Origin of the sequence: Shewanella sp. SG41-3, assembly GCF_014164545.1 — a bacterium.
Taxonomy (GTDB): domain Bacteria; phylum Pseudomonadota; class Gammaproteobacteria; order Enterobacterales; family Shewanellaceae; genus Shewanella; species Shewanella vesiculosa.
In genome coordinates, this window is sequence record NZ_JACJFJ010000002.1 from 517,951 (window position 1) to 540,890 (window position 22,940).

General features: G+C 42.3%; 20 protein-coding genes and 1 pseudogene. 8 read left to right on the forward strand and 13 right to left on the reverse strand.

The window, feature by feature from the left end:
- Positions 1–19: 19 nt before the first annotated feature.
- From H5164_RS05515 to folX, 4 genes are all read right to left on the reverse strand, one after another.
- Positions 20–1,312 carry an O-acetylhomoserine aminocarboxypropyltransferase/cysteine synthase family protein gene (locus H5164_RS05515; protein ID WP_182755262.1) on the reverse strand — a complete coding sequence of 431 codons (1,293 nt, stop codon included), beginning with the start codon at positions 1,310–1,312 and terminating at the stop codon, positions 20–22.
- A gap of 135 nt (positions 1,313–1,447) precedes the next feature.
- Entirely contained in the window at positions 1,448–2,176 is a 729-nt protein-coding gene (folM, locus tag H5164_RS05520) for a dihydromonapterin reductase (RefSeq protein WP_124015459.1), read from the reverse strand.
- Positions 2,177–2,368: 192 nt separating this feature from the next.
- The gene (gene folE, locus H5164_RS05525; protein WP_124015458.1) at positions 2,369–3,037 is read right to left on the reverse strand and encodes a GTP cyclohydrolase I FolE; all 669 of its coding nucleotides are present in this window, start codon (positions 3,035–3,037) and stop codon (positions 2,369–2,371) included.
- A gap of 21 nt (positions 3,038–3,058) precedes the next feature.
- The gene (gene folX / locus H5164_RS05530; protein ID WP_124015457.1) at positions 3,059–3,421 is read right to left on the reverse strand and encodes a dihydroneopterin triphosphate 2'-epimerase; all 363 of its coding nucleotides are present in this window, start codon (positions 3,419–3,421) and stop codon (positions 3,059–3,061) included.
- A gap of 179 nt (positions 3,422–3,600) precedes the next feature.
- On the opposite strand from folX, the gene H5164_RS05535 reads away from it, so the two are divergent.
- The 3 genes from H5164_RS05535 to H5164_RS05545 all read left to right on the forward strand — a co-directional run bounded on the left by H5164_RS05535 (position 3,601) and on the right by H5164_RS05545 (position 5,684).
- A complete protein-coding gene (locus H5164_RS05535; RefSeq protein WP_124015690.1) occupies positions 3,601–3,990 on the forward strand; it encodes a thiol-disulfide oxidoreductase DCC family protein in 390 nt (129 codons plus the stop codon).
- A 37-nt stretch (positions 3,991–4,027) separates the two neighbouring features.
- A complete protein-coding gene (locus H5164_RS05540; RefSeq protein WP_182755156.1) occupies positions 4,028–4,870 on the forward strand; it encodes an SDR family NAD(P)-dependent oxidoreductase in 843 nt (280 codons plus the stop codon).
- A 250-nt stretch (positions 4,871–5,120) separates the two neighbouring features.
- Positions 5,121–5,684 carry a hypothetical protein gene (locus H5164_RS05545; RefSeq protein ID WP_182755158.1) on the forward strand — a complete coding sequence of 188 codons (564 nt, stop codon included), beginning with the start codon at positions 5,121–5,123 and terminating at the stop codon, positions 5,682–5,684.
- A 109-nt stretch (positions 5,685–5,793) separates the two neighbouring features.
- Here H5164_RS05545 and H5164_RS05550 read toward each other — a convergent pair.
- Positions 5,794–5,892: pseudogene (locus H5164_RS05550) on the reverse strand (malate dehydrogenase); the annotation flags it as partial.
- A gap of 393 nt (positions 5,893–6,285) precedes the next feature.
- Between H5164_RS05550 and H5164_RS05555 the strand changes: the two are divergent.
- Complete coding sequence (locus H5164_RS05555) at positions 6,286–7,086, forward strand: 3-hydroxybutyrate dehydrogenase (protein WP_182755160.1); 801 nt, start codon at positions 6,286–6,288, stop codon at positions 7,084–7,086.
- Between the two features lie 170 nt (positions 7,087–7,256).
- On the opposite strand, the gene H5164_RS05560 is transcribed toward H5164_RS05555, so the two are convergent.
- Together H5164_RS05560 and H5164_RS05565 are read right to left on the reverse strand one after the other, a co-directional pair.
- Positions 7,257–8,213: an alpha/beta hydrolase gene (locus H5164_RS05560; protein ID WP_182755162.1), complete on the reverse strand. Its 957-nt coding sequence runs from the start codon at positions 8,211–8,213 to the stop codon at positions 7,257–7,259.
- Positions 8,213–9,385 carry an MFS transporter gene (locus H5164_RS05565; protein ID WP_182755164.1) on the reverse strand — a complete coding sequence of 391 codons (1,173 nt, stop codon included), beginning with the start codon at positions 9,383–9,385 and terminating at the stop codon, positions 8,213–8,215. Before H5164_RS05565 ends, H5164_RS05560 begins: the two co-directional genes overlap by 1 nt.
- Before the next feature lie 166 nt (positions 9,386–9,551).
- On the opposite strand from H5164_RS05565, the gene H5164_RS05570 reads away from it, so the two are divergent.
- Positions 9,552–13,058: a sodium:solute symporter family transporter gene (locus H5164_RS05570; RefSeq protein WP_182755166.1), complete on the forward strand. Its 3,507-nt coding sequence runs from the start codon at positions 9,552–9,554 to the stop codon at positions 13,056–13,058.
- 190 nt (positions 13,059–13,248) lie between these two features.
- Here the strand turns inward: H5164_RS05570 and H5164_RS05575 are convergent, their stop codons facing one another.
- The 4 genes from H5164_RS05575 to mdh all read right to left on the reverse strand — a co-directional run bounded on the left by H5164_RS05575 (position 13,249) and on the right by mdh (position 18,684).
- The gene (locus H5164_RS05575) at positions 13,249–13,920 is read right to left on the reverse strand and encodes a response regulator transcription factor (protein ID WP_182741093.1); all 672 of its coding nucleotides are present in this window, start codon (positions 13,918–13,920) and stop codon (positions 13,249–13,251) included.
- Between the two features lie 134 nt (positions 13,921–14,054).
- Positions 14,055–16,334, reverse strand: a complete 2,280-nt coding sequence (locus H5164_RS05580) for a TonB-dependent receptor (RefSeq protein WP_182755168.1) — start codon at positions 16,332–16,334, stop codon at positions 14,055–14,057.
- A 198-nt stretch (positions 16,335–16,532) separates the two neighbouring features.
- Positions 16,533–17,495: a PHB depolymerase family esterase gene (locus H5164_RS05585; protein WP_182755170.1), complete on the reverse strand. Its 963-nt coding sequence runs from the start codon at positions 17,493–17,495 to the stop codon at positions 16,533–16,535.
- 253 nt (positions 17,496–17,748) lie between these two features.
- Complete coding sequence (mdh, locus tag H5164_RS05590; RefSeq protein ID WP_011638612.1) at positions 17,749–18,684, reverse strand: malate dehydrogenase; 936 nt, start codon at positions 18,682–18,684, stop codon at positions 17,749–17,751.
- A 532-nt stretch (positions 18,685–19,216) separates the two neighbouring features.
- Between mdh and H5164_RS05595 the strand changes: the two genes are divergently transcribed.
- Positions 19,217–19,666 carry a GNAT family N-acetyltransferase gene (locus H5164_RS05595; RefSeq protein ID WP_182697576.1) on the forward strand — a complete coding sequence of 150 codons (450 nt, stop codon included), beginning with the start codon at positions 19,217–19,219 and terminating at the stop codon, positions 19,664–19,666.
- A gap of 114 nt (positions 19,667–19,780) precedes the next feature.
- Here the strand turns inward: H5164_RS05595 and H5164_RS05600 are convergent, their stop codons facing one another.
- On the reverse strand, positions 19,781–20,569 hold the full coding sequence (locus H5164_RS05600; protein ID WP_182755172.1) for a ribonuclease H family protein: 789 nt from the start codon (positions 20,567–20,569) through the stop codon (positions 19,781–19,783).
- A gap of 173 nt (positions 20,570–20,742) precedes the next feature.
- On the reverse strand, positions 20,743–21,552 hold the full coding sequence (locus H5164_RS05605; RefSeq protein ID WP_182755174.1) for a hypothetical protein: 810 nt from the start codon (positions 21,550–21,552) through the stop codon (positions 20,743–20,745).
- A 272-nt stretch (positions 21,553–21,824) separates the two neighbouring features.
- Here H5164_RS05605 and yjjX point away from each other — a divergent pair, with 272 nt between their 5' ends.
- Positions 21,825–22,397, forward strand: coding sequence for an inosine/xanthosine triphosphatase (yjjX, locus tag H5164_RS05610; RefSeq protein ID WP_124015444.1), 573 nt, complete (start codon positions 21,825–21,827; stop codon positions 22,395–22,397).
- Positions 22,390–22,911 (forward strand): GNAT family N-acetyltransferase, encoded by a 522-nt coding sequence (locus H5164_RS05615; RefSeq protein ID WP_124015443.1) that lies wholly within the window; start codon positions 22,390–22,392, stop codon positions 22,909–22,911. The genes yjjX and H5164_RS05615 overlap by 8 nt, the downstream gene beginning before the upstream one ends.
- The last annotated feature ends 29 nt before the right edge of the window (positions 22,912–22,940 follow it).

Sequence of the window (22,940 nt, forward strand, 5' to 3'; positions counted from 1 at the left end):
TGCTTAGGTAAAAATAGGCTTACACAATTGCTTTCTCTAATGCTTGGCTAACATCGGCGATGATGTCGTCTATGTGTTCAATACCCACAGATATCCGCACTAAGTCTTCTGATACACCTGCTTTAGCTAACTCTGCGCCGCTCAGTTGGCGATGAGTGGTACTGGCTGGGTGACAAGCCAGTGATTTAGCGTCGCCGATATTGACCAAACGAAGCACCATTTGCAATGCATCAATAAACTTACCACCAGCCACTTTACCCGCTTCAGCATTAGCGGCTTTAATGCCAAAACTAATGATACCAGAGGCTTTACCGCCAGTGATTTTTTGGCAAGTTGCATGGTGTGGGCTGTCAGGTAATGCGGCATAGTTTACCCAACTAATGCTTGGGTGTTGCTGCAAATATTCCGCTAGTGTGAGCGCATTACTGCAGTGACGTTCCATGCGTAAACTTAGGGTTTCTAAACCTTGTAGTAATAAAAATGAACTGTGTGGTGATAATGCTGCGCCAGTATTGCGCAGTGGCACAACACGACAGCGACCAATAAATGCCGCGGGGCCAAAGGCGTCGGTATAAACTACGCCGTGATAAGACGGATCAGGCTGATTAAGTATCGCAAAGCGTTTTTTATTGGCGACCCAATCAAATTTACCCGAGTCGATAATTACCCCACCAATAGTGGTACCGTGGCCGCCAATGTATTTAGTTAATGAGTGAATGACAATGTCGGCGCCATGATCAAATGCGCGACACAACACTGGCGTGGCCACAGTATTATCGACAATTAACGGCACCCCATGTTTGTGGGCAATACCGGCCAAACGCTGTAAATCGACAATATTGCCGGCAGGGTTACCAATTGATTCACAAAATAATGCTTTAGTGTTGTCATCAATTAACGCATCGAGGCCATCGAAATCATCAAAGGCTGCCATACGCACTTCAACGCCTTGGCGCGGTAATGTATGGGCAAATAAGTTATAAGTGCCGCCATACAATTGGCTAGTACTGACAATGTTGTCGCCTACTTGAGTTAACGCTTGAATAGCATAAGTAATGGCCGCCATGCCAGAAGCTACAGCCAGTGCACCAATGCCGCTTTCTATCGCCGCTAAGCGCTGTTCCAGTACACTGGTTGTGGGGTTCATTATGCGGGTATAAATATTACCGGCGACTTTTAAGTCGAACAGATCCGCCCCGTGTTGGGTATCGTCAAAGGTGTAAGAGGTAGTTTGGTAAATTGGCACTGCAGCAGCTTTAGTGGTTGCTTCTGACTCGTAACCATAATGTAATGCCAGTGATTCCAGTTTCATGTTTGCTGCAGTCATAGTAACTTCCTTCAGGTAATAGGCTGTGTGATATTGCACTGCAATCCACACTAGCAATTAGCCATCTAGAAGTCTATATTAAATTATCGCTTCGCACTTTTTAATGATGCTGTTGACTGGCTATTTTAATTGTCTGCCGCCATCAACCGCATAACTGCGACCCGTAACATAATGACTCGCATGCAAATAATCGATTAAGGCGATGATTTCATCATTACCCGCTTCTTTTGGCAAAATCGCTTTGGCTAACGCTTTTACTTTATAAGCATCATCGTCATGGTCGTTAAATAAGATCATCGCTGGGGCAATAGAGTTCACTTTAACGTGCGGTGCTAACAAGCTGGCAAATGACAGTGTCATATTATGCAGTGCAGCTTTACTGGCAGCGTATGCAATGTGCTTTTTACTGCCCTTTTCGGCAACATAATCGGTAATATGAATAATGTTACTGGCACCAATACTGTCGTGATTGATTTTAGCCGCGCTAATAAGCAATGGCGCTAAAGCAAGGTTGATTTGATAAGGCGCAGTGACATGAATTTGCATCATTCTCGCCATGGTGTCACTCGGGCTTAAACCGCTGTTGTCGGGCAACCAGTCGGATGCATTATGAATAATGGTATCGAGGCGATCGTGATGCTGATTGATATGGCTAATTAAGCCATCAATGGCGCCTGCATCGGTTAAATCGCATGAATGTAAACTCGCGCCTAACTTACCCAACTGTTCAATACTGTCGTAGTGAGTGCGATAAGTGCCAATAACATGATGACCTTGAGCCAAATAATACTTAGCCAGTGCATAGCCAATACGCTTACCTACGCCAGTGATCAGTATTGTTCGTTCCATAATGTTGCCTTTATTGGTTGTCGCTCTGATAACGTGTGACTTTATCATAAGCAAAATTAGATGGTTATCTCAAAGTAATGGATAATGAAACATTTACCCTACCGACTAATAATGACAAAAGATAGTCGGTTAAATTATAAAAAAATGACTCCGCTAATGGGAGTCATTCAATCATGATGATACCGCGGTTTACTAAGCTAAAAATTCAGCGCGGCTAGCTGGGTTGGCTTTAAAGCAGCCACCAAGTGCAGTGGTTTGGGTGCTTGATGAGGTATCCATGATGCCACGAGATTTTACGCAATAATGAGTAGCATTAATGCTCACGGCGACATCTTCGGTGGCAAGCAAGGTTTGCAACGCCACTAAAATCTGCTGAGTTAAGCGCTCTTGAACTTGAGGACGCTGCGCAAAAAAACGCACGATACGGTTAATTTTCGATAGACCGATAATGTTGTCTTTGGGGATGTAGGCCACCTTGGCAAGCCCGTCGATAGTAATAAAGTGATGCTCACAGGTACTGACCACACTGATGTTACTGATCTTAACCATCTCTTCAACACCCATTTTATTATCAATTTGGGTAATTTTAGGGAAGTTAGCATAATCAAGACCTGAAAAAATCTCGTTGACGTACATTTTAGCAATGCGATGCGGCGTTTCAGCCAAACTGTCGTCGGTTAAATCGAGCCCTAAAGTAGACACAACCTCAGTCATTAAACCTTTAATACGCTGATATTTTTGCTCGCTAGTCATGTCACTCGGTACCAAAGGGGTTTCCAGTCCGTGAGCAACTAACGCTTGTTGTACTTTTAATGCTTCTGCAGACAACTCTGCACGGGTTATGTCATTAATGGTCGTCATAATAACATCCTTAATATTGGGTTAGGCTTGATACTCTAAAGATAACGATACAGAATCTGCGAATCGCAATGCATGCGGCTTATCAATAGTGACCCGAGCTAAAGTAACAGTTGGGTGTTCACGGCAAATATCTAACACGTCAGCAACCAATTTTTCCAGTAACAAGAAACGCCCTTCTTCTACATGCTGAATCACTTTTTTGGTGATGATTTTGTAGTTTAGCGCATCGGCAACGTCGTCGGTTTGAAACGATCGATCGGCTGGATAATGGATCTCAATGTTGATCACCACATCTTGCTGTTTTTCGCGCTCGTCTTGGTTAAAACCAATAAAAGTGCGTAAACGTAAATTGGTGACCTTAATAATGGCTTGGCTTAATGGCATTATTTAGCCCTTGTGAATTGTTTTGAATAGATACGCGAGGGTGCAATAAAAAGATCATAAATATTGATTTTGATCGGTTGAACCGCCTGTTGCATTAAGGTGAGAACATAAAGGTAAACTAGCTGGGCCTATTGTGCGTACAATGATTTATATACACATTAGTTCAAACGAGGTTAATGATGGAACTGACGGTTTTTTACGATGGCACTTGCCCGCTTTGCCTCAATGAAATGAAGCAATTGAAGCGTTACGATAGCTTAGATCGCATCAAGCTTGAAGATATTAATGCCGATGATATTAATGATCGTTTTCCTGATTTAGACGTGGCACATGCTAATACTGTATTACATGGATTACAGGCTGATGGCAGCTGGCTTTATGGTTTAGATGTTACGGCTAAAGCATGGGGCCTAACCGGTAAACATGGTTGGATAAAACTGTTGCGCTTGCCATTGATAAAACCGCTTGCTGATATTGCTTATTTAGCTTTTGCCCGCAATCGCTACCGGATATCTTATTTACTCACTGGCCAAAAGCGCTGTGATAATGGCAATTGTAAGGTTAAATAAGCGCTTCATTTATGAAAAATAAGGTATGAGATTAGCTATGAGTGAGTCAACTTCAACACAGACCTTGGTAGTTATTGGGGCATCATCGGCTATCGCCCAAGCCTTTATCGACCATGCCATTGCTGCTGCTTTGAAGGGGCTTGCTGACAAGGCAGAACAAACTGATGATTTAGCCTTAAATGTTATTACTGTTAGCAGACAATCCGAGCTGACATTAGCCAATCTAAGTAACAAGATTACCCACCAGCATTTTTATTGTAATTACCAGCAAGCATCGATTATTGATTGTGTTAACAGTATGGGCAAGGTCGCAGGCAAAATCAGTCGCATTGTGATGTGTAATGGTATTTTGCATTCACAAACAGCTGACGTGCAAATTCAGGCTCAACAACCTAGCTTGATGCCAGAAAAACGCATTGAAGATATTAATGCTAATGCCCTAGAGCAATTATTTTATGCCAACAGCATTGTGCCCATGCTGTGGCTGAGTGCATTGACGCCGTTATTATCGCAAGCCCGTCATAAGGTAGACGCTGACAATAAGTGTGTGATCAGTATATTGAGTGCTCGGGTCGGCAGTATTTCTGACAATCGTTTGGGTGGTTGGTATGGGTATCGCGCTTCAAAAGCGGCGTTAAACATGCTGATTAAAACCACAGCCGTAGAATATGCAAGACGACTTAAGCGAGTTAAGTTAATTGCGTTTCATCCAGGCACCACTGACACACCATTATCAAAACCCTTTCAAGCCAATGTACCTCAAGGTAAATTATTTACCCCAGAGTTTGTCGCCAGCCAGTTGTATCACATTATGGCCAATATTGAGCCAAACGGTGAAGCCAGTTACTTGGATTGGCAAGGGCAACAGATTAGTTGGTAAATGAGTTGCTAGCGGACTTGATAGTGTTGACTCGTTCCTGATGGATCACTTGATTAATGCATAACCCAATCTCAATTATCGACCGAAAACAGCGATAAAAAGACTTATTGATGATACATATTTCGATAATTTTCTCACTATTACGACAAGCATATCAATAGCATTCCCTGTTTGCCGATTTGGTCAATGCACTCAAATCTGCTAAGTTAATGGCGTTTTAAAAGTCATAAGTTGTTATTAAGGGAATAAGATGAAATTAAAAGTGATTTTACCAATGCTACTCGCTGGAATTGGCTTTAATGCTATAGCAATGGATATGCAACAACAAATGGTTGATATGACAATCAATCAGATGAAAGCACGAGGTGATTTCGTCACACTAGCTGAATTGTCGGGTATTGATATTTCAACATTAGAGCAAGGGTATCGTGATTCCTTTACAACTTGCTTTAATGAAGAAGCTATTATGCAAAGTGAAGATGATGACAAAATGAATCAATGTCTGATGAATGAGATCACCACTAACATTGGCGTATCGAAAGCGAAATTCCAAAAATGGGTCGATGCCGCAGAAGGTGATGAAGACAACGAAGAAGCCATGTCGCCAATGGACAACTGGTTTGCTGAAATGGACAGTATAAACGAGAAAATTTTTGCATTAGAAGAAAAACAACAACTTAGTGCTGCAGAAACTAAACAACTGCAACAACTTAGAGAGAAAAAACTTGAGTCAATGGCTAAACGACCAGGTGTATCAAGGAAAGAGATAAAAGCAATAACAGCAGAGTTAGAGACTTTACGTAATAACAATTAATTTATTTTATGTATCGAGCTATAACTGATAAATAAAAAAACGCGAAGCCATTAGCTTCGCGTTTTTAGATCATTGATATTGTTAATTACTTAACAAATTCAACGCCTAATTAGATATCACCTTTAAGGGTATCTAACATTGCATCACGAGCGTTAACTTCAAATGCGCTGATTTCACCGTAAGGTAATACTTTTTCTACACCGTTTTGTCGCCAGACAGTTGTATCACATCATGGCCAATATTGAGCCAGACGGTGAAGCCAGTTACTTGGATTGGCAAGGGCAACAGATTAGTTGGTAAATGAGTTGCTAGCGGACTCATTAAGGAGTCGGTTAGCCTATTGCTCATGGCCAGTGTTCAACAATCTCTGCTGTCTATAAGCAAACTGTCATCAACACGATCAACCCACCATCTGTAACAAATGACGTTTCCCTATGGTACTAAGGTGCCAAATAAATAGTGCTGTAATTGCTTTATTCTGAGAGTACTGACTCGGATTGTAGTGAAACCATGTCGTTGACATCACTTTGCTATGAAACATTACACTATGGGCGATCACATATGCTGTCATTGCCGCTATTGAATTGAGGAAACCGATATTATGTCGACGTTACAAACAGGACTACAAGGCAAAGTGGCGCTTATTACTGGCTCAACTAGCGGTATTGGTCTAGCGACTGCACATGTGCTGGCTGAGCAAGGTTGCCATATCGTATTGCATGGCCTGATGGATCATGATGAAGGGCAAACTTTAGCTGCTGAGTTTCGGGCGCAATACCAAATCAACACCTTTTTTAGCAATGCTGACTTAAGAGAGGCTAACTGCATACATGAGTTTATCGACAATGCGGTTAATGCCCTAGGCAGTATTGATATTTTAGTGAACAACGCCGGCATTCAGCATACACAAGATGTGGCTCATTTTCCGATAGAAAAGTGGAATGACATCATTGCGATTAACTTGTCTGCTGCTTTTCATACTATTCAACAAGTTATCCCTGCTATGGCTGAAAAAGGCTGGGGCCGGATCATCAATATTGCCTCAGTGCATGGTTTAGTCGCCTCAGCAAATAAAGTGGCCTATTGCGCGGCAAAGCATGGGATTGTGGGCTTAACAAAAGTGGTCGCGATTGAATGTGCCGAACAAGGCATTACCGTTAATGCAATTTGCCCTGGTTGGGTTGATACCCCGCTTATCGGTAAACAAATTGACAGCATTGCAAGCGATAAAAGCTTGAGTTATGACGAGGCTAAATACCAACTGGTAACCTCAAAACAGCCATTACCAGAAATGTTAGCTCCTAGACAAATCGGCGAGTTTGTTTTATTTCTTTGTGGTGGTGCAGCAAGAGGCATTACAGGATCAGCGCTGCCGATGGACGGTGCCTGGACGGCGCAATAAGCTTAACTAACCTTAGCTTTAACTATTAGCATTCGGTTTAGCCTTATATAATCACGTCAACCCGCATTCACTGTTTGTGAGTGCGGGTTGTTTTTATTAGCAGAGAAGACTTGGCCAACTGAGCCACTAGCCAAGATAATGGTGCAGTTAACAGACTAATATGAGATCAATTAGGCCTTGGCCATAAACGCAGCTATGTGTTGATAGGTTGCCATACATTCCTCTTTGACTAAGTCGTGCAGCAACATATAGGCATGGATCATGCCGTCGAACGCATGGTGCTCAACCTCCACACCCGCAGCAGTTAAGGCATTAGCATACGCTATGCCCTCATCCCTAAGCGGATCGCAACCTGCGGTAAAAATTAATGTTTTCGGTAAGTGAGCGTTAATGGGACCAAGCAAAGGTGAAGCCTGTTTAACTTGCTCTATCTGTTGCTTTGACAATGATTCGGGCAGTTGAAAATACTGCTCAAAATACCACTTTATACGAGGTGCTTCGAGTAAGAAGCCGGTGCCATTACTATCAAGTGATGGGCTGCTTAATGTGTAATCGACGCTGGGATAGATCAAAATTTGTTGGTCTATCTTAATCTGCTTATCGGTTAAACTTTTCATGCTTAAGCTAGTGCAAATAGCACCGCCAGCACTGTCACCAATAATGGTGACTGAGTCTTGATGGTTAACCTCATCGAGTAACTCGGCATAATGGATCAGTGCATGTTCACAGTCATCAAGCCCTGCAGGGTATGGGAATTCAGGCGCGAGTCGGTATTCAACCGAAATCACCACGCACTGCACAATACTGGCTAGATGACGGCAAATCGGATCGTACAGCGCCACACTGCCACACATATGACCGCCACCATGAAAGTGCACCAACACAGGCAAAGGCTGATCTGGTGCAGGGCTATACACTCTGACCGGAATAGCTCGGTCGGTTAACGTAAACGCCTTATCGGCAATATAGCTCACTGAGGGGGAGTCACTCATAAGTGCACCAAGTTTATTGAGATTTTCGCGTAATATCGCTGGGGTAAATTGGACATTATTTTGTTTAGCCAAGGCAATATTGCTGTTAGCTAACGCTAGAAAATCAGTCAGCTTAGGGGAAACGATTCCTCGCATTAGATTAACTCCTTTGGTTTGCCTGTTTCTGGTAGAAAATAACTGCCCACAAACACAGTGCCGCTGAGTATGGTAATCATCACAAATGAGCCAAAATAACTGCCATCGCTTAAATCAACCAGCTTACCAAATACCCACAACACGATAGTAGAAACCAGATAACTGATTGACCAAAATAGGCTAAACACCACGGTGATTTTTTGGCCGGTCATCATAGGCAGTTCGTGAGGAATAGACACTAAAGCTGTCACGGGGAAAAAGATAAAAAAGCCCAAGACTATGGCACATAAAACCTGTAACCAAGGCTGAGTACTAAAGGATAAGCCTAAAACGGTGATCACAATAATCAAGCCACTCCAGCGAATAATCGGCAGGCGTAACGGATTTTTGCGACTATAAAGCATCCCCGCAATCGTGCCGACAATCCCAAAACCAATCACCCATTTGCTTTGACTTATTCCCGCTTGAGGATAAAAAGTAAATAAGCAGATGTAAAACGACAATAATCCTGAATAAGTAAACGCATAAGCCCAATTAAATTGATCTTTTAATCCCTCAAGGTAACCGTATATTGCGGGCTCTGCACCTGCTGCATGAACAGTGGCTGCTGGAGTATCAAACTTAACCAGTAACCAGAGTATGGCTAATATCAGGCTAGCGGCAGAAAATAACACTAAACTGCTTTGCCAACTGCCCGTTATAGCGTTAATACCTGTCATGCCCCATAAAATAATCGCTGTGCCGACGTTAAATGCCACCGCATTTAGACCATTAATGACTGGGCGATCTTCTGGTGCAAACCACAGCATCACAATGGGGTTAAAGTACACAATCATAAAGGCTCCGCCTAAGCCCATCAAAAAGCGGCTCACCAGCAGTAATTCATAATTGGTCGCAAAAGGAGTCACTATACCGACGACAATTAATAGCGCCGCGAGTAAAAAGGCGTACTTTATACCAAACTTTACTGCCACATAAGCGGCGCTAAAGGTGCCGACAATTTTAGCCAAAGTGACGGCACCACTGATAAAACTTGCTGAAGCTAAACTATCTATGTGCATCGATGCCATGATGCTGCCCATACTCGCGGTGCCGCCAACCCATGCCATGGCAAAGAGAACATAACTCGTAAAAACCAGACCTTCGACCAAATATCTATGGGTTATTTTCATAGGCGTAATGTAAACCTTCAATGACACAAATGTAGGTTAATCATGTTATCTGATGGGTATGGATAAATAAGTACTACCTTAGTTCACCGCGATATTAAAAATCTTTATCAAACAGGACGTCTAGTGTAGTTTCGCTAACATATAAGAAAAATGATTGGGGAATCACTTGCAGGCTTGGTTATCTATTGACACTTGGTTGATCAGTTCCATTTCGATTGCTTATCTTGCAATGCTTTTTGTGGTGGCGCAGTGGGGACAAAATCGCGCCATAAAAAAGTTAAGCCAGAAGCCATGGGTCTATAGCCTATCCTTAGGCGTATGCTGCACCTCATGGGCATTTTATGGCACTGTGGGTCAAGCAGCAACGACAGGGGCTTGGCTTGCTCCCATTTACATTGGTTCGATCATTTGTTTAGTGCTTGCTTGGCCAATGTTAATGCGCACTTTGCAAATCATTAAAAGCCAAAACCTAACCTCAATTGCTGACTTTATTGCTTGCCGTTTTGACCGCTCACCTAAAATTGCTGCCAGCGTCGCCATAGTGTCACTGCTAGGAACGATTCCTTATATCGCCTTGCAGTTAAGGGCTATCAGTACCAGTTTCGACTTACTGACAGGCACCTTCCAGTCGGGCATTAGTACTGCATTTGTGGTCACTATCGTATTAATTATTTTCAGTATTTTATTCGGCACACGTCAATTATCGGCCAGTAAACATAACCAAGGCTTAGTTCTGGCGATCGCGTTCAGCTCTATCGTGAAATTGTTTGCCCTTACCGCTGTCGGTATATTTGCCACGTTTTATGTTTTCGATGGCTTTAGCGACCTACTCAGCCAAAGCCAAAATATTACTGAAACCACCCATGCAGACTCCACTTACCTTGTTATCTCGCAGGTGATTTTAGGCGCGATTACTATCTATGCATTGCCGCAAGAATTCCACATGATGATGATAGAAAATAATCATCACCAGGAGCTTAAATCCGCTCGCTGGATGGTGCCGCTATATCTGTTACTGATCAATATTTTTGTATTACCTATCGCCTTGGCTGGGCAGCTTAGCTTCCCCGGTGGTAGCGTGGGCGCCGATACTTATGTACTCACACTGCCGCTATTTTATCAGCAAGCTTGGTTAGGCATATTGGTCTATATCGGTGGACTTGCCGCCGCAACGGCAATGGTTATTGTGGCCGCTATTGTGCTAAGCACCATGATTTCGACAGAAATCCTCACGCCATTATTATTACGTCTACCAAAGTTTAATTCCCAGCAAAAAACCCCACAACTGGCGGGAATGTTATTAAATTTAAGGCGCATATCTATCGCGGTCATCTTGCTATCAGCCTTTGCATTTGAACGTTTTATTAATCAGCAAAATCATTTAGCCAGTATCGGCTTACTATCGTTTGTATTGTTATCGCAGTTTGCACCAGCCGCAGTTGGCGCCTTGTATTGGCGCAATGCAACCACTCAAGGCGCATTTGTAGGGTTAATTATGGGCAGTATTGTTTGGCTCTATACCCTACTCTTGCCGGTTACGTTCCCTGATGCCCAATGGGTTAACCTTGGCTTATTTGGTATCACTTGGTTAACACCGACAGCATTGTTTGGCTTAACGGATTTAGACAACATCAGCCACGGGGTGTTTTACAGTTTAGCGGCTAACATCGGCTGCTTTGTGATCATTTCACTGGTTAAAGAGCAAAGCATTGGCGAGGTGCTGCAAGCCGATTTATTTGTTAATCGAAAACCCGTTCAGTCAGAGCGTCACTTGTCTGTAGATGATTTAGCCAGTTTGCTAAATCGGTTTATTAATAAAGATGAAGCTGATGCCCTGCTCGCCGAATCCAAAAAACTCGCTGGAAAAGATCAACAGCAACAGCTAGTTGATTACACGCGTTTGAAACTGTCTGGAGTGCTCGGTTCTGCCTCAACACGCATGGTCATGAGCGCCGCATCTCGCACCCAACATGTTCCCTTAGAAGATGTGGTGAGCATTGTCGATGAAGCCAGCCAAATATTTGAGTTTAACCGTGAACTACTGCAATCTGGCGTTGAAAATATTGAGCAAGGCATTAGCGTTGTCGATGCTGATATGCGCTTAGTTGCATGGAATCAACGCTATATTGAACTGCTTAATTACCCTAAACACTTTGTCAAAGCGGGGCTTCATGTTGAACAGCTGATTCGATTTAACATCGACAGAGGCATTATCGTGGGTAACGAAGCCCAGGAACTCATCGAAAAGCGCTTAGAGCATATGCGCGGGGGTAGCCCGCATCATTTTCAGCGAACTATGCTCGATGGAAAAGTATTAGAAATTCGCGGTCAAGCCATGCCTGGCGGTGGATTTGTGAGTACTTTCACGGATATTACCGCGCATATTGAAGCAGAAAAAGCCTTACAACTGGCGAATGAAACATTAGAAAAACGGGTAGAAAGCCGCACCAAGGAACTGGAAAAAGCCAAAGCAGAAGCCGAAGCGGCCAATAGCAGTAAAACCCGCTTTTTAGCCGCAGCAAGCCACGATTTAATGCAACCTTTTAACGCATTAACCTTGTTTACTGAGATGTTAAAACAAAGAGTTAAGTCGACTGAACTGCATGATTTAGCAACTAATATTGAAGATTCTCTAAACGTAGTAGAAAGTTTACTATCGGATCTAGTTGAGATTTCACGCTTAGACAGCAATTCGTTAAAAACCGAAAAAAGCCAATTTGCCATTGATGATTTACTGTCCACACTGGTTAATGAATTTAAAGCATTATCGGTGCAACAAGGCATAGATTTTAACTATCAAGTCTCTTCCTGCTTTGTACACAGCGATCAAAGGCTATTACGGCGTATTATTCAGAACTTTTTGTCGAATGCATTTCATTATTCACCTTCAGGTAAAACGCATCATCAAGTCATGCAAGATGATGCTAAACCACACCAAAAAACAAAAAACACTCTTAAGCACAGCGAGTTTGTGCCTAAGGTGTTATTAGGTGTGCGGCGGACTGAGAACGCCTTGTTGATACAAGTTTGGGACAATGGTCCGGGGATCCCTGTTAATAAGCGCCAAGCCATTTTTTGTGAGTTTGAACGCTTAGAGCTGACTCGCGAAATTCCGGGATTAGGCCTAGGTTTGGCGATATGTGACCGTATCGCCAAGTTACTCAATGTAAAAATATCACTGCATTCAGAAGTGGGAAAAGGGACTTGCTTTAGCGTTGAAATACCGCGAGTGTCGCAGCAGAAAAAGCCGGTGCATTTATTAGACATTGCCGAAGAGGAGATCAGTCGCGACAACCTAAATATGACTGTACTGGTTATCGACAATGATGACCTTATGTTGAAAGCTATTTCTTCATTACTCAGTGGCTGGGGATGCCATGTGATTACCGCTAAAGATCAACCCAGTGCAATACAGCAGCTGGCAGATAATCCACAGCCAAAATTAATTATTGCAGATTATCACTTAGAAGATGATAAAAATGGCGTTGATTTGGTGCAGTACTTATTAGCTCAGCATACCGATAGCATTAACAAGCAAACCACCTGTGTTATTTGCTCTGCAGACCCTTCAGAAGCAGTTAGACAACATACTAGCAGCGCTCAATTTAGTTTTGTACGCAAACCGCTTAAGGCGATTGCCTTAAAACGGATTATTAAACAACTTATGCCTTAGAATTGATGACATAGATTTGATGACATTGTATTGATGAAATTGTATTGATGAAATTGTATCGACAGCATAATGCTCACGACATGTTTAAAGTCGGTTGATTAGATCCTGTCATTGTAGATGCCGATTAGCTAAAAAACGCCTCAAATTGAGGCGTTTTTTTATGTTGGTATTTGACAATATCTACTTGATATTAAGCATTTAGCTGCTGGTTTTCGCTGGACGTTATCATGAGTTGTTGGAACACCAGTCCTGCCTGAGTGCGGTTGTACACCTCAAGCTTTAGCAAAATAGCCGAGACATGCTTTTTAACCGTGGTTTCTTTAATGTTTAAGTCATAGGCTATTTGCTTGTTTAAGCGACCATTAGCAATATTAGCAAGTACAGTGTATTGCTGAGGAGTTAACTGGGCGAGTTGTTTCGCTAAGCGTTGATGCTCAGCAGCTGTATGCTGATCGGCAGTGATATTAGTGTGTTCTGGTAACCAAACATCTCCTTCAAGCACTGTGGCTATGGCGGTCGAGATTTGGGTTAAATTAGCAGACTTGGGAATAAAAGCACTGGCGCCAAAATTGATGGCTTTGCGAATAATTTCTGGTTGATCGTCAGACGACACCATAATAACGACAATATCGGGGAAATGATTTTGTAGTAAGGTTAATCCTGTAAATCCATCGTTTCCAGGCATGTGCAAATCGATAAAGATAATTTCGATGTCGGAATGCTGTTCCACTATGCTGATTAACTCTTGGAAGTTTTCCGCCTCTAACACTTCAGCATCATTGAAATTTTTAAGCACCGCTTGTGTTAAGGCGGCACGAAATAGCGGGTGATCATCTGCAATTGCCACTTTTATTTGAGACATACTCGGCTCCTAAAAAATTGCGCGGGTTTTGTTTATTATTTTTTAAATCGCGCAAACTTCATTCTCTATAAAAAAGAATAACCGGTTCTATAGGGAGCCGGCTATCCTTTAATAGACAATTGATTCATTAATGCTTAGAACTGGTAGCCAACCGTTAACGAAATCGTTTCTGGATCGCCATAATAGCCAATTAAAGTATTATCCCCACCAAGCCCTGGAGTAAAATCTCCGTTGCCTGTCGGCGTCACAAAAGCGTAGTTACCGACTAAATACTCCTCGTCAGTGACGTTTTTCCAATGTAATCCAGCATTCCAATGGCCGTCATTACTATACCAATTGACACCAAAGTTGAGTAACCCGTATCCATCTTGACTCAGTAAGTTATCCACTACCGCTAAGTCATAATCACCACGGTAATAGTAATTACCATTAATGATAAAGCTGCCAATATCAGCTTCAATATTATAGCTGAAACCAAGGTTTGCAGTGGTATCTGGCGTATTAGTAATAGTGTAAGTGTCACTGATATCAATTTTGTTGCCAAGTTCATCATAAGAAATTACTTCATCGAACGTAGCATCTATTAAGCCCAGATTGGCGAACAAGTTAAGTGAATCTGTTGCAGCATATTCAACTTCAAGCTCCAGTCCGCTGGCGGTAGACTTACCTATGTTACCTAAACGCTGATTTAGGTCTGAACTATCTTCACCAGGTAACACGGAGACGAATTGTCGGTCTTTGTGGTTGAGATAAAATAGCGTTGCATTAACGCGAAGATTATCATTCCACTCACTCTTGATACCCACTTCATATGAGTCGACGGTTTCAGGTTCAACAGCAGGTTCAGCGCCGGTCGCCCTAGGATTGAATGTGCCCGATTTGAATCCCTGTGAATAACTGGTAAAGAGCATCATGTCGTCGTTAACTTGATATTCTAACCCCACACGAGGATTGAATTTAGACCATGTTTCTTCATCATCAAGCACTTTAGGGACTTGCGCTTCAATTAACGCTTCATCACGCACAAACCCAGGATACCAACCGGTTTCAGGATAAATACTGTCAAATATAACGCCGTTATAAACCGTAGCGTCTTTCGTTTCTCGAGTATAACGACCGCCTAATGTCATCGATAATTGTTCAGTAAAGTCATAAGAACCTTGCACGTAAGCGGCATAACTTTCGCTATTATTACACCCACTAATCTCACGAGTAAGTCCGCCGAATGCTTTAAAGGCTTCTTCTAAAATAGCATCGAAAAGCCCACAGGAATCACCTTTAAAATAGTAAAGGCCAGAGACTAACGTAAGATTGTCACCAACATAGTTTGCTTGAAACTCTTGGCTAAATTGTTCATCTTCATAAATGGCGGGCACGTCAAAAATACGTAAACTGGTGTTATCAAAGTCGATGTTTGTTGGTGAGTAACCTTCGCGTTTAGCTGTGACAGACTTTACACTCCAATTTTCATTGAGGTTATACTCAATTGTTGCTCCCCACCCTTCTGTTTCGACCTTATTCCAAGTAGGCATACTGGTATAAGAATCATATTTACTGTCTGGCACTGGGGCATCGGTTAATAAACTAGGCAGTAGGCGGTAGCCCCCCTTTGAATTTGATTCATCTTGAGTTTTGTCATAAGTAAAACGCATAAACAGGTCATCGGTAGGCGTATATTCAACGCTTAAGCGACCGGCCATAACATCCTTATTATAGTTTTCAGTGTCTTGACCATCTAATGCAGAAGTTTTAAATTCACCAAAACCATCGCGATTTAAGCTAGCAAAGGCAAAACCAACATAGAGTTTGTCATCGATAAGCGGTAATTGTCCTGCAACTTTAACATCCTTTTGACCATAGGTGCCGACAGTACCTTTAAGGCTCAACTCTCCGTCACCAGTCATTTTCTTCGTAACGTATTTAATCGCTCCACCGATAGTATTTTTGCCGTATAAGGTACCTTGTGGCCCGCGCAGCACTTCAATGCGTTGCACATCAAGAATGTCTAATACCGCGCCTTGTGGGCGTGCAATGTAGACATCATCTATGTATATCCCCACACCTGGCTCATAACCCCATAGCGGATCTTCTTGACCCACGCCGCGAATAAACGCAGTTAGCGTAGAGTTAGTGCCTCGGCTAGATTGTAATGTCGTGTTGGGAGAGAATTGCTGCACTTCAGTCATCACACTGATGCCGTTTTCTGACAGCTCTTTTTCACTGACAGACGTCACTGCAACAGGCACATTTTGTAAACTTTCAACTGTTTTACGTGCGGTCACTTCAATGCGTTCTAAAACTGCGGGCTTATCAGCGCTGCTATTTTCTGCATCTGCGGCATTGGCAAACGAAGCGGTTAACGCAGACGAAATTGCTAGGGCAATACAACTCATTTTAATAGTATTCTGTTTCATACAGATCCCCGTTGTAATATTTATTATTAATGGTTTTTACTGCTTATTTTGGTTTACAACAAACTGTTCACATATTGACTTTATAGCATTTTCAAGTGCATTGAATCGGTACTATAGTAGTATGTGCTTTGGTCTATAGGTGTTGAAAATAAACCTGGTATTACATATTAAAAACAAAAATTTATGTGAAGACCTTGATTAAAGCCCCCAAAGCTTAATTATCTCAGTGACACTACTTATTGGTGCTTTGAGTAGAAAGTCGCTTTCTACTCCGCCATTTTTAATATCTGGATTAACGGCAATTCCATGGCCGAAATTTTTAAGAGTGACTAGCTCTATTACTGTGTTATTTTGAGGGTCTTTCCAGCGCGAAATACTGTAGCCGGACTGAGTGTTGATTTCTGGTTTGGCGCCAGATTGAGTCAATATTTGCCATTGAGAAGCAAGCATCTGCGCATTATTCGCGTCGACGACAGTGTCACTGTCACCGGTCCAAATGGACAGTGAAGGCCAACTTTTTTGCTGTGGGTGTACGGCTTGAGCAAATTGAGCTAACTCTTCGGCAGACTGAGCCGGGCCACGCTTCATGCACGATATCGCTTTAATTAAATTATCAGCACATGGATATGGCAACCCAGCAATGACAGCACCGCGTTGAAATAGATCAGGGTAATTGACCAAGGCTGCACTGGCCATAGCCCCACCCGCGGATAACCCAATCACGTAGGCATGCTTTATCCCAAGCTTTGCTTGAGTGGCTAAGATCATGTTTTTTATTGACAGTATTTCACCGCTATCGAGTTGTGTATCTTGACTAGCAAACCAGTTAAAACACCGTTTTACGTTATTGTCATAACTTTGTTGTGGCACTAATACCGCAAAATGATGCTCTAACGCTAAAGCGGTTAATCCACTCTTGTTAGCCAGTTCGACGCCATCTTGAATACAACCATGAAGTAACACAATTAACGACGAATTAGCGCTATCAGAGGTATCTAGGTCTTCCGTTAGCGGAAGATAAAAGCTGGTTAACGCACCAGGATTATCACCAAAATCGGTTAGTGGAAGATAAGGTGTTTCATTAGCTTGAATAGGTTGGATTAAAAAAATCCACCACAGTAAAAACACGGATTTAATTAAGCTGTATGGTTTATTGCTCATTTCAGCGGCTTCCAAATTTAACATAACCATAACTTGCTCAATTTTACTGCAAACAGCAATGGCACTTTAGATCCACATAGGGCATTTGGAGCGAATATGTCGTCATGGATTGGGATGATAGCGCGGGAAATTCACATAGGTTGACACGGCGGGATGCTGGAAATAAAGGCTAAATTAATTGCGATACTAGTCATGTTAAATAAAAAAAACGCGAAGCCTTGGCTTCGCGTTTTTAGATCATTGAGAGTGTTAATTACTTAACAAATTCAACGCCTAATTTGATATCACCTTTAAGGGTATCTAACATTGCATCACGAGCGTTAGCTTCAAATGCACTGATTTCACCGTAAGGTAATACTTTTTCTACGCCATTTTTGCCAAGTAAAATTGGCTGGGCGAAGAATGTAGCGTGCTCACTGCCGCCGTCAACATAGGCACATTCAACAACGTTAGCTTCACCTTGAAGACCACGTACCAATGATAAACCAAAGCGACATGCCGCTTGGCCCATTGATAATGTTGCGCTACCGCCACCGGCTTTAGCTTCAACAACTTCAGTACCTGCGTTTTGAATGCGAGTCGTCATTGCTGCCACTTCTTCGTCAGTGAAAGTCACGCCTTCAACTTGAGAAAGTAATGGAAGAATGGTCACACCGCTGTGTCCGCCAATAACGTTAACTTTAACGTCAGCAACATTTAAGCCTTTAAGCTCAGCAATGAAGGTTTCGCTACGAATAACGTCAAGTGTTGTGATACCGAATAAACGGTTTTTATCATAAACACCGGCATTCTTTAATACTTCAGCAGCAATCGCAACGGTAGTATTAACTGGGTTGGTAATAATACCCACTAATGCTTTAGGACAAGTTACTGCCACTTTTTCCATTAGGTTACGCACAATACCTGCGTTGATATTGAATAGATCAGAACGATCCATGCCTGGTTTACGCGCAACACCAGCAGACATTAATACGACATCAGCACCAACCAATGCATCTGTTGGGTCTTGACCAGCAAAACCTTTTACTTCTACGTCTGTTGGGATGTGACTTAAGTCTACCGCAACACCAGGAGTAACAGGTGCGATGTCATACAGAGACAACTTTGAGCCCGCAGGCAGTTGAGTTTTTAACAGTAAAGCTAGCGCCTGGCCGATACCACCAGCAGCACCTAATACAGCAACTTTCATAATTATCTCCATCAATTTATGCAGTTTGTGACATTCATCTAAATTGTCGTGGCGTCACATTACTGCATCGTCACAATAATTTCAATTATACGTTAGTGGACAATCTTAAATAAATCAGCCCTAATCCATGCATAGACTGGCGTGTCGCCGTACATTATGAGTATTAACGCACGTAAAAATGGTCCCATGAACAGCTTAAGTGGATTATTTTTCAACATGCCAATGTCGCTATCTTTTTATATTATGGACAATCTCATGTTGCACAAAATTAATTCAGCTGTTTTATTACCGGCCTGTAAACATGCTATCAAGCGGATTGAACAATAGTTGAATGTTTATATTAAGGGTTGAAACCTAGAGCTAATGCAGAGAGATCTCGACGAGACCACACTCAAGCATTGACGCTGTAAACATGCGCTAGATATTATGTCACCCGCTATTGGCGTACACATTTACTGACGCAACAGGCCAATACATTTATTAAGTGGAAAGGTATGATATCCACAGAACATCCTATAAAAACGAGAAATTCATGACAATAAGAATAGGCCAACATGCCGACCTACAAGCTCTAGTTCAGTTTAATCAAGCTATGGCAATGGAAACCGAAAACCTTTCATTAGACACTGAGCAATTAACCCGCGGGGTTGAAGGCTTGCTGAACCATCCAGAACGCGGAGTATATTTAGTCGCTGAAGTTGATGGTGAAATAACTGGTTCTTTGATGGTCACTTACGAGTGGAGCGACTGGCGCGCAAGTAATTATTACTGGATCCAAAGCGTCTATATACGCCCGCAAAATCGTCGTCAGGGTATTTACGCCAAACTGTATCAAGCAGTAAAAGACTTAGCGGCAGAAAATGGCGGCACAGCGAGCTTCCGCCTATATGTTGAACATGACAATGAGATTGCTCAAAAAACCTATGAGTCACTGGGTATGCAGCAAAGCCATTACTTAATGTACGAAGAAAATACTAAGTAACGCTGAGAAATCATAAGATAAATGCAAAAAGCCGGAATTATCCGGCTTTTTTGTTTTTTTGTTTTTTGGGGGGGGCAATAAACCGCTGTTATTGAGAGATTATCGCGACAATCGCTAACCAGTGCGTAACCCTAGAATCTTGCTGATATCCATTGACGCAGGATATTGGCTAAAGCTTTTATGTTGTTGATCTATAGCATGGATTGACATTCTGTCTGCCAACTCATTCCCTTCAATGCCAATATGGGCAGCAACATGCTGCAATACCAAATCCGCTTTCATTGCATCATATAGCTCATGTGCTTGCTTGATAATCTCAAGGTTCGCTATTTCGCCGGTTTTTCGCGTCCAGTTTTTAGCTTTCCAACCATATGCCCACTCACAAACACATTTAATTGAATACTGTGAGTCACTCATAATTTGCACAGTTTCACCCGCAGCTATTACCTTTTTAGCGACAATTAATGCTTGGTGTAACGCATTCAGTTCAGCGGTATTATTGGTACCATTTGGATTATATAAACCAAACCATAATTCGGCTAACTCGCCTTTGCGATATATCGCCATTCCCGACCCGGCTTTACCTGGGTTAGGTTCACAACCGCCGTCGGTATAAATGACCACATCAAATTGGCTTAACACTGCTTGATTGGCACCTTGAGTTTTGGTTGATACAGATCCAGCAGATGTCGCTGTTGCTGAGCCTGCCGCTTTTTTAGCGGGTGCACTTTTACCAATACTGTTTGCCGGTGATTGAGCAAACGCAGTTTTGGCTTCCGCTTCGGTGGCAAAGGATTTGTATTTGGCTTGTGGATATTTATCCACTGCACGCTTAGTGACATCCCAGCTGGTAAAAATGCCCGTTTCTCGGCCGGCCCATACTACATAAAACTTCTTTGCCATGATGAACTCTTACTTATCTAATGCTAATTGACTCATATCGAAGCGACATGATGCCATGATTAAACTTGGCGTTAAAACAAAAATGCACCTGAGCCGGTTTGATTAGCGTTAATGTGAATATCTTGAGCTAAAAACCTTATCTACGCTCATCTAAATTAAGTATTAAGGGCGAATTAGTCGAGTATCAATGGGCCATCGATGTCATGATAATTAACACTGCCAGAACCGGCATTATGTATGGTTAAGCCTTTAGTGTTAGCAACATCAATGCTACCGGAACCATCTTCAATTTCAACCTGTCCCAATACTTGATTAACCTTGATTGAACCAGAGCCATCATTGATAGCAACATCGCCAACAACATGACTAATACGAATAGATCCCGAGCCATCTTGCAACCTAATAGCACCTTTAGCATCGGTAATATCAATCGACCCAGAGCCATCAACTAATACCAATTTACCAATACGGTTGATGACAATACTCCCAGAACCATCAGTTAAATCAATATCGGCACTGATATCATCTATTTGAATGGCACCTGAGCCATCATTTATTTTAAGGGCTAGTGTGGGTGGCACTTTAACTAATAAATCGATAAAAGGTGATTCACCTATAACATGATCACTGTGGATTTCTGATAGTAAATAGGCTTGGTTACCTTTGCGGGTCAAACTGAGTTTAATTTCAACATCATCTTGATCTAATGACGGACTATAAATATCGGCATGCACCACGACTTCGTTTAAACCTTTTACGCCAACAACCGTTAACTTACCCGCTCCCGTGTTGGCTACTAGCTCAGTTAACGACCCAGCATCAAGATTCAATTGTTGCTGTACCAAATTAAGATCAGCATGAGTGACTAGCGACGGTTTTAATGATGAAAATACAGACTCAGCTTCACTTTGCGACGCACCAAAGATTGTTGCCCCTAAAATAAGTCCGGCCGTGACACTAATGGTTGCGATACGTATAGACATATGACTAATTCCTTTTATAAGAATAAAAATAAGCTTGGCCGCTACACAAATGTGATTAACAGAGTTAACTATTACAGACATGACTAGCAGCAATTAATCATTAATTAGCAGGTTTCATACCAACTAGACAAAGCCATTATTTACAATGACTTACAGTTATCAGTAATAAAATTCACTCATCCATCAAACCAAAAAGCACGAAAATCCAATACAATGTGGTTAATTTCACTAGCGTGAACATCACGATTAACTCAAAAAAAAGAACTCACCCTATGCCGATATCACTTGCAGTACCGCAAACGTTAGAGATTATTGTTGGTTCAACCAACCCAGTTAAAATCAGTGCAGCACAACAGGCGATTAAATTATATTTTCCTGATGCTCAAATCCGTTGTCATGGCATGCATGCCCCATCATTAGTAGCAGAACAGCCCATGACCGAAGCAGAAACTAAATTGGGGGCGATTAATCGAGCTAAGTTTTGCCAAGACAACGCCCATATCACCAATCAAAATGCGGACTTTTATGTGGCGATGGAAGGTGGGGTTGATCAGTTTGATCACGGCCCCGCCACTTTTGCGTATATGGCCATTATTCATAACGATAAATTATCTGTCGGTCGCAGCGCCAACTTACCGCTACCACAGAATATTTTTAACGCTTTACAAGCGGGTGAAGAACTGGGCAAAGTAATGGACCGAGTATTTAATACCCATAATATTAAGCAAAAAGGTGGCGCGATTGGCTTGTTAACTCGAGGTTTAGCCACCCGAGAAAGCATTTATACCCAAGCTTTAGTGCTGGCAATGGCTCCTTTTATCAATGCGGAATTATTTAATGACTAACAATGACCCAACAAATGCAATCAGTGCCGACGCGCAGCCTCCCATAATTCGCGCGCTACACGCTGACGACAATGCTGCCCTAGCCGCAGTGATCCGTGAAGTATCAGCAGAATATGGTTTAACACCTGATAAAGGCTTTAGCGTAGCAGACAAAACCCTCGACTGTTTAAGCGAGGTTTATGACGCACAAGGCTCACAATACTGGGTGATTGAGTACCAAGGCAAAGTGGTCGGCGGCGCTGGTGTAGCCCCGTTACCTGGCAATGATGGGGTATGTGAATTACAGAAAATGTATTTTGCCCGCACTATTCGCGGCCAAGGTATGGCGAAGGCAATAACGGGCCAATGTATTGAATTTGCTAAACAGCAAGGCTATCAATCAATGTATTTGGAAACCACGGCGGTATTAGTTGAAGCATTGGCCCTGTATGAAAAGCTTGGCTTTAGTCATTGTCAGCATTTAGGCGAAACTGGCCACGATGCCTGTGAAATCGCTATGATAAAACCAATTTAGTGATTTAAAACACTCATATTGCACATTTT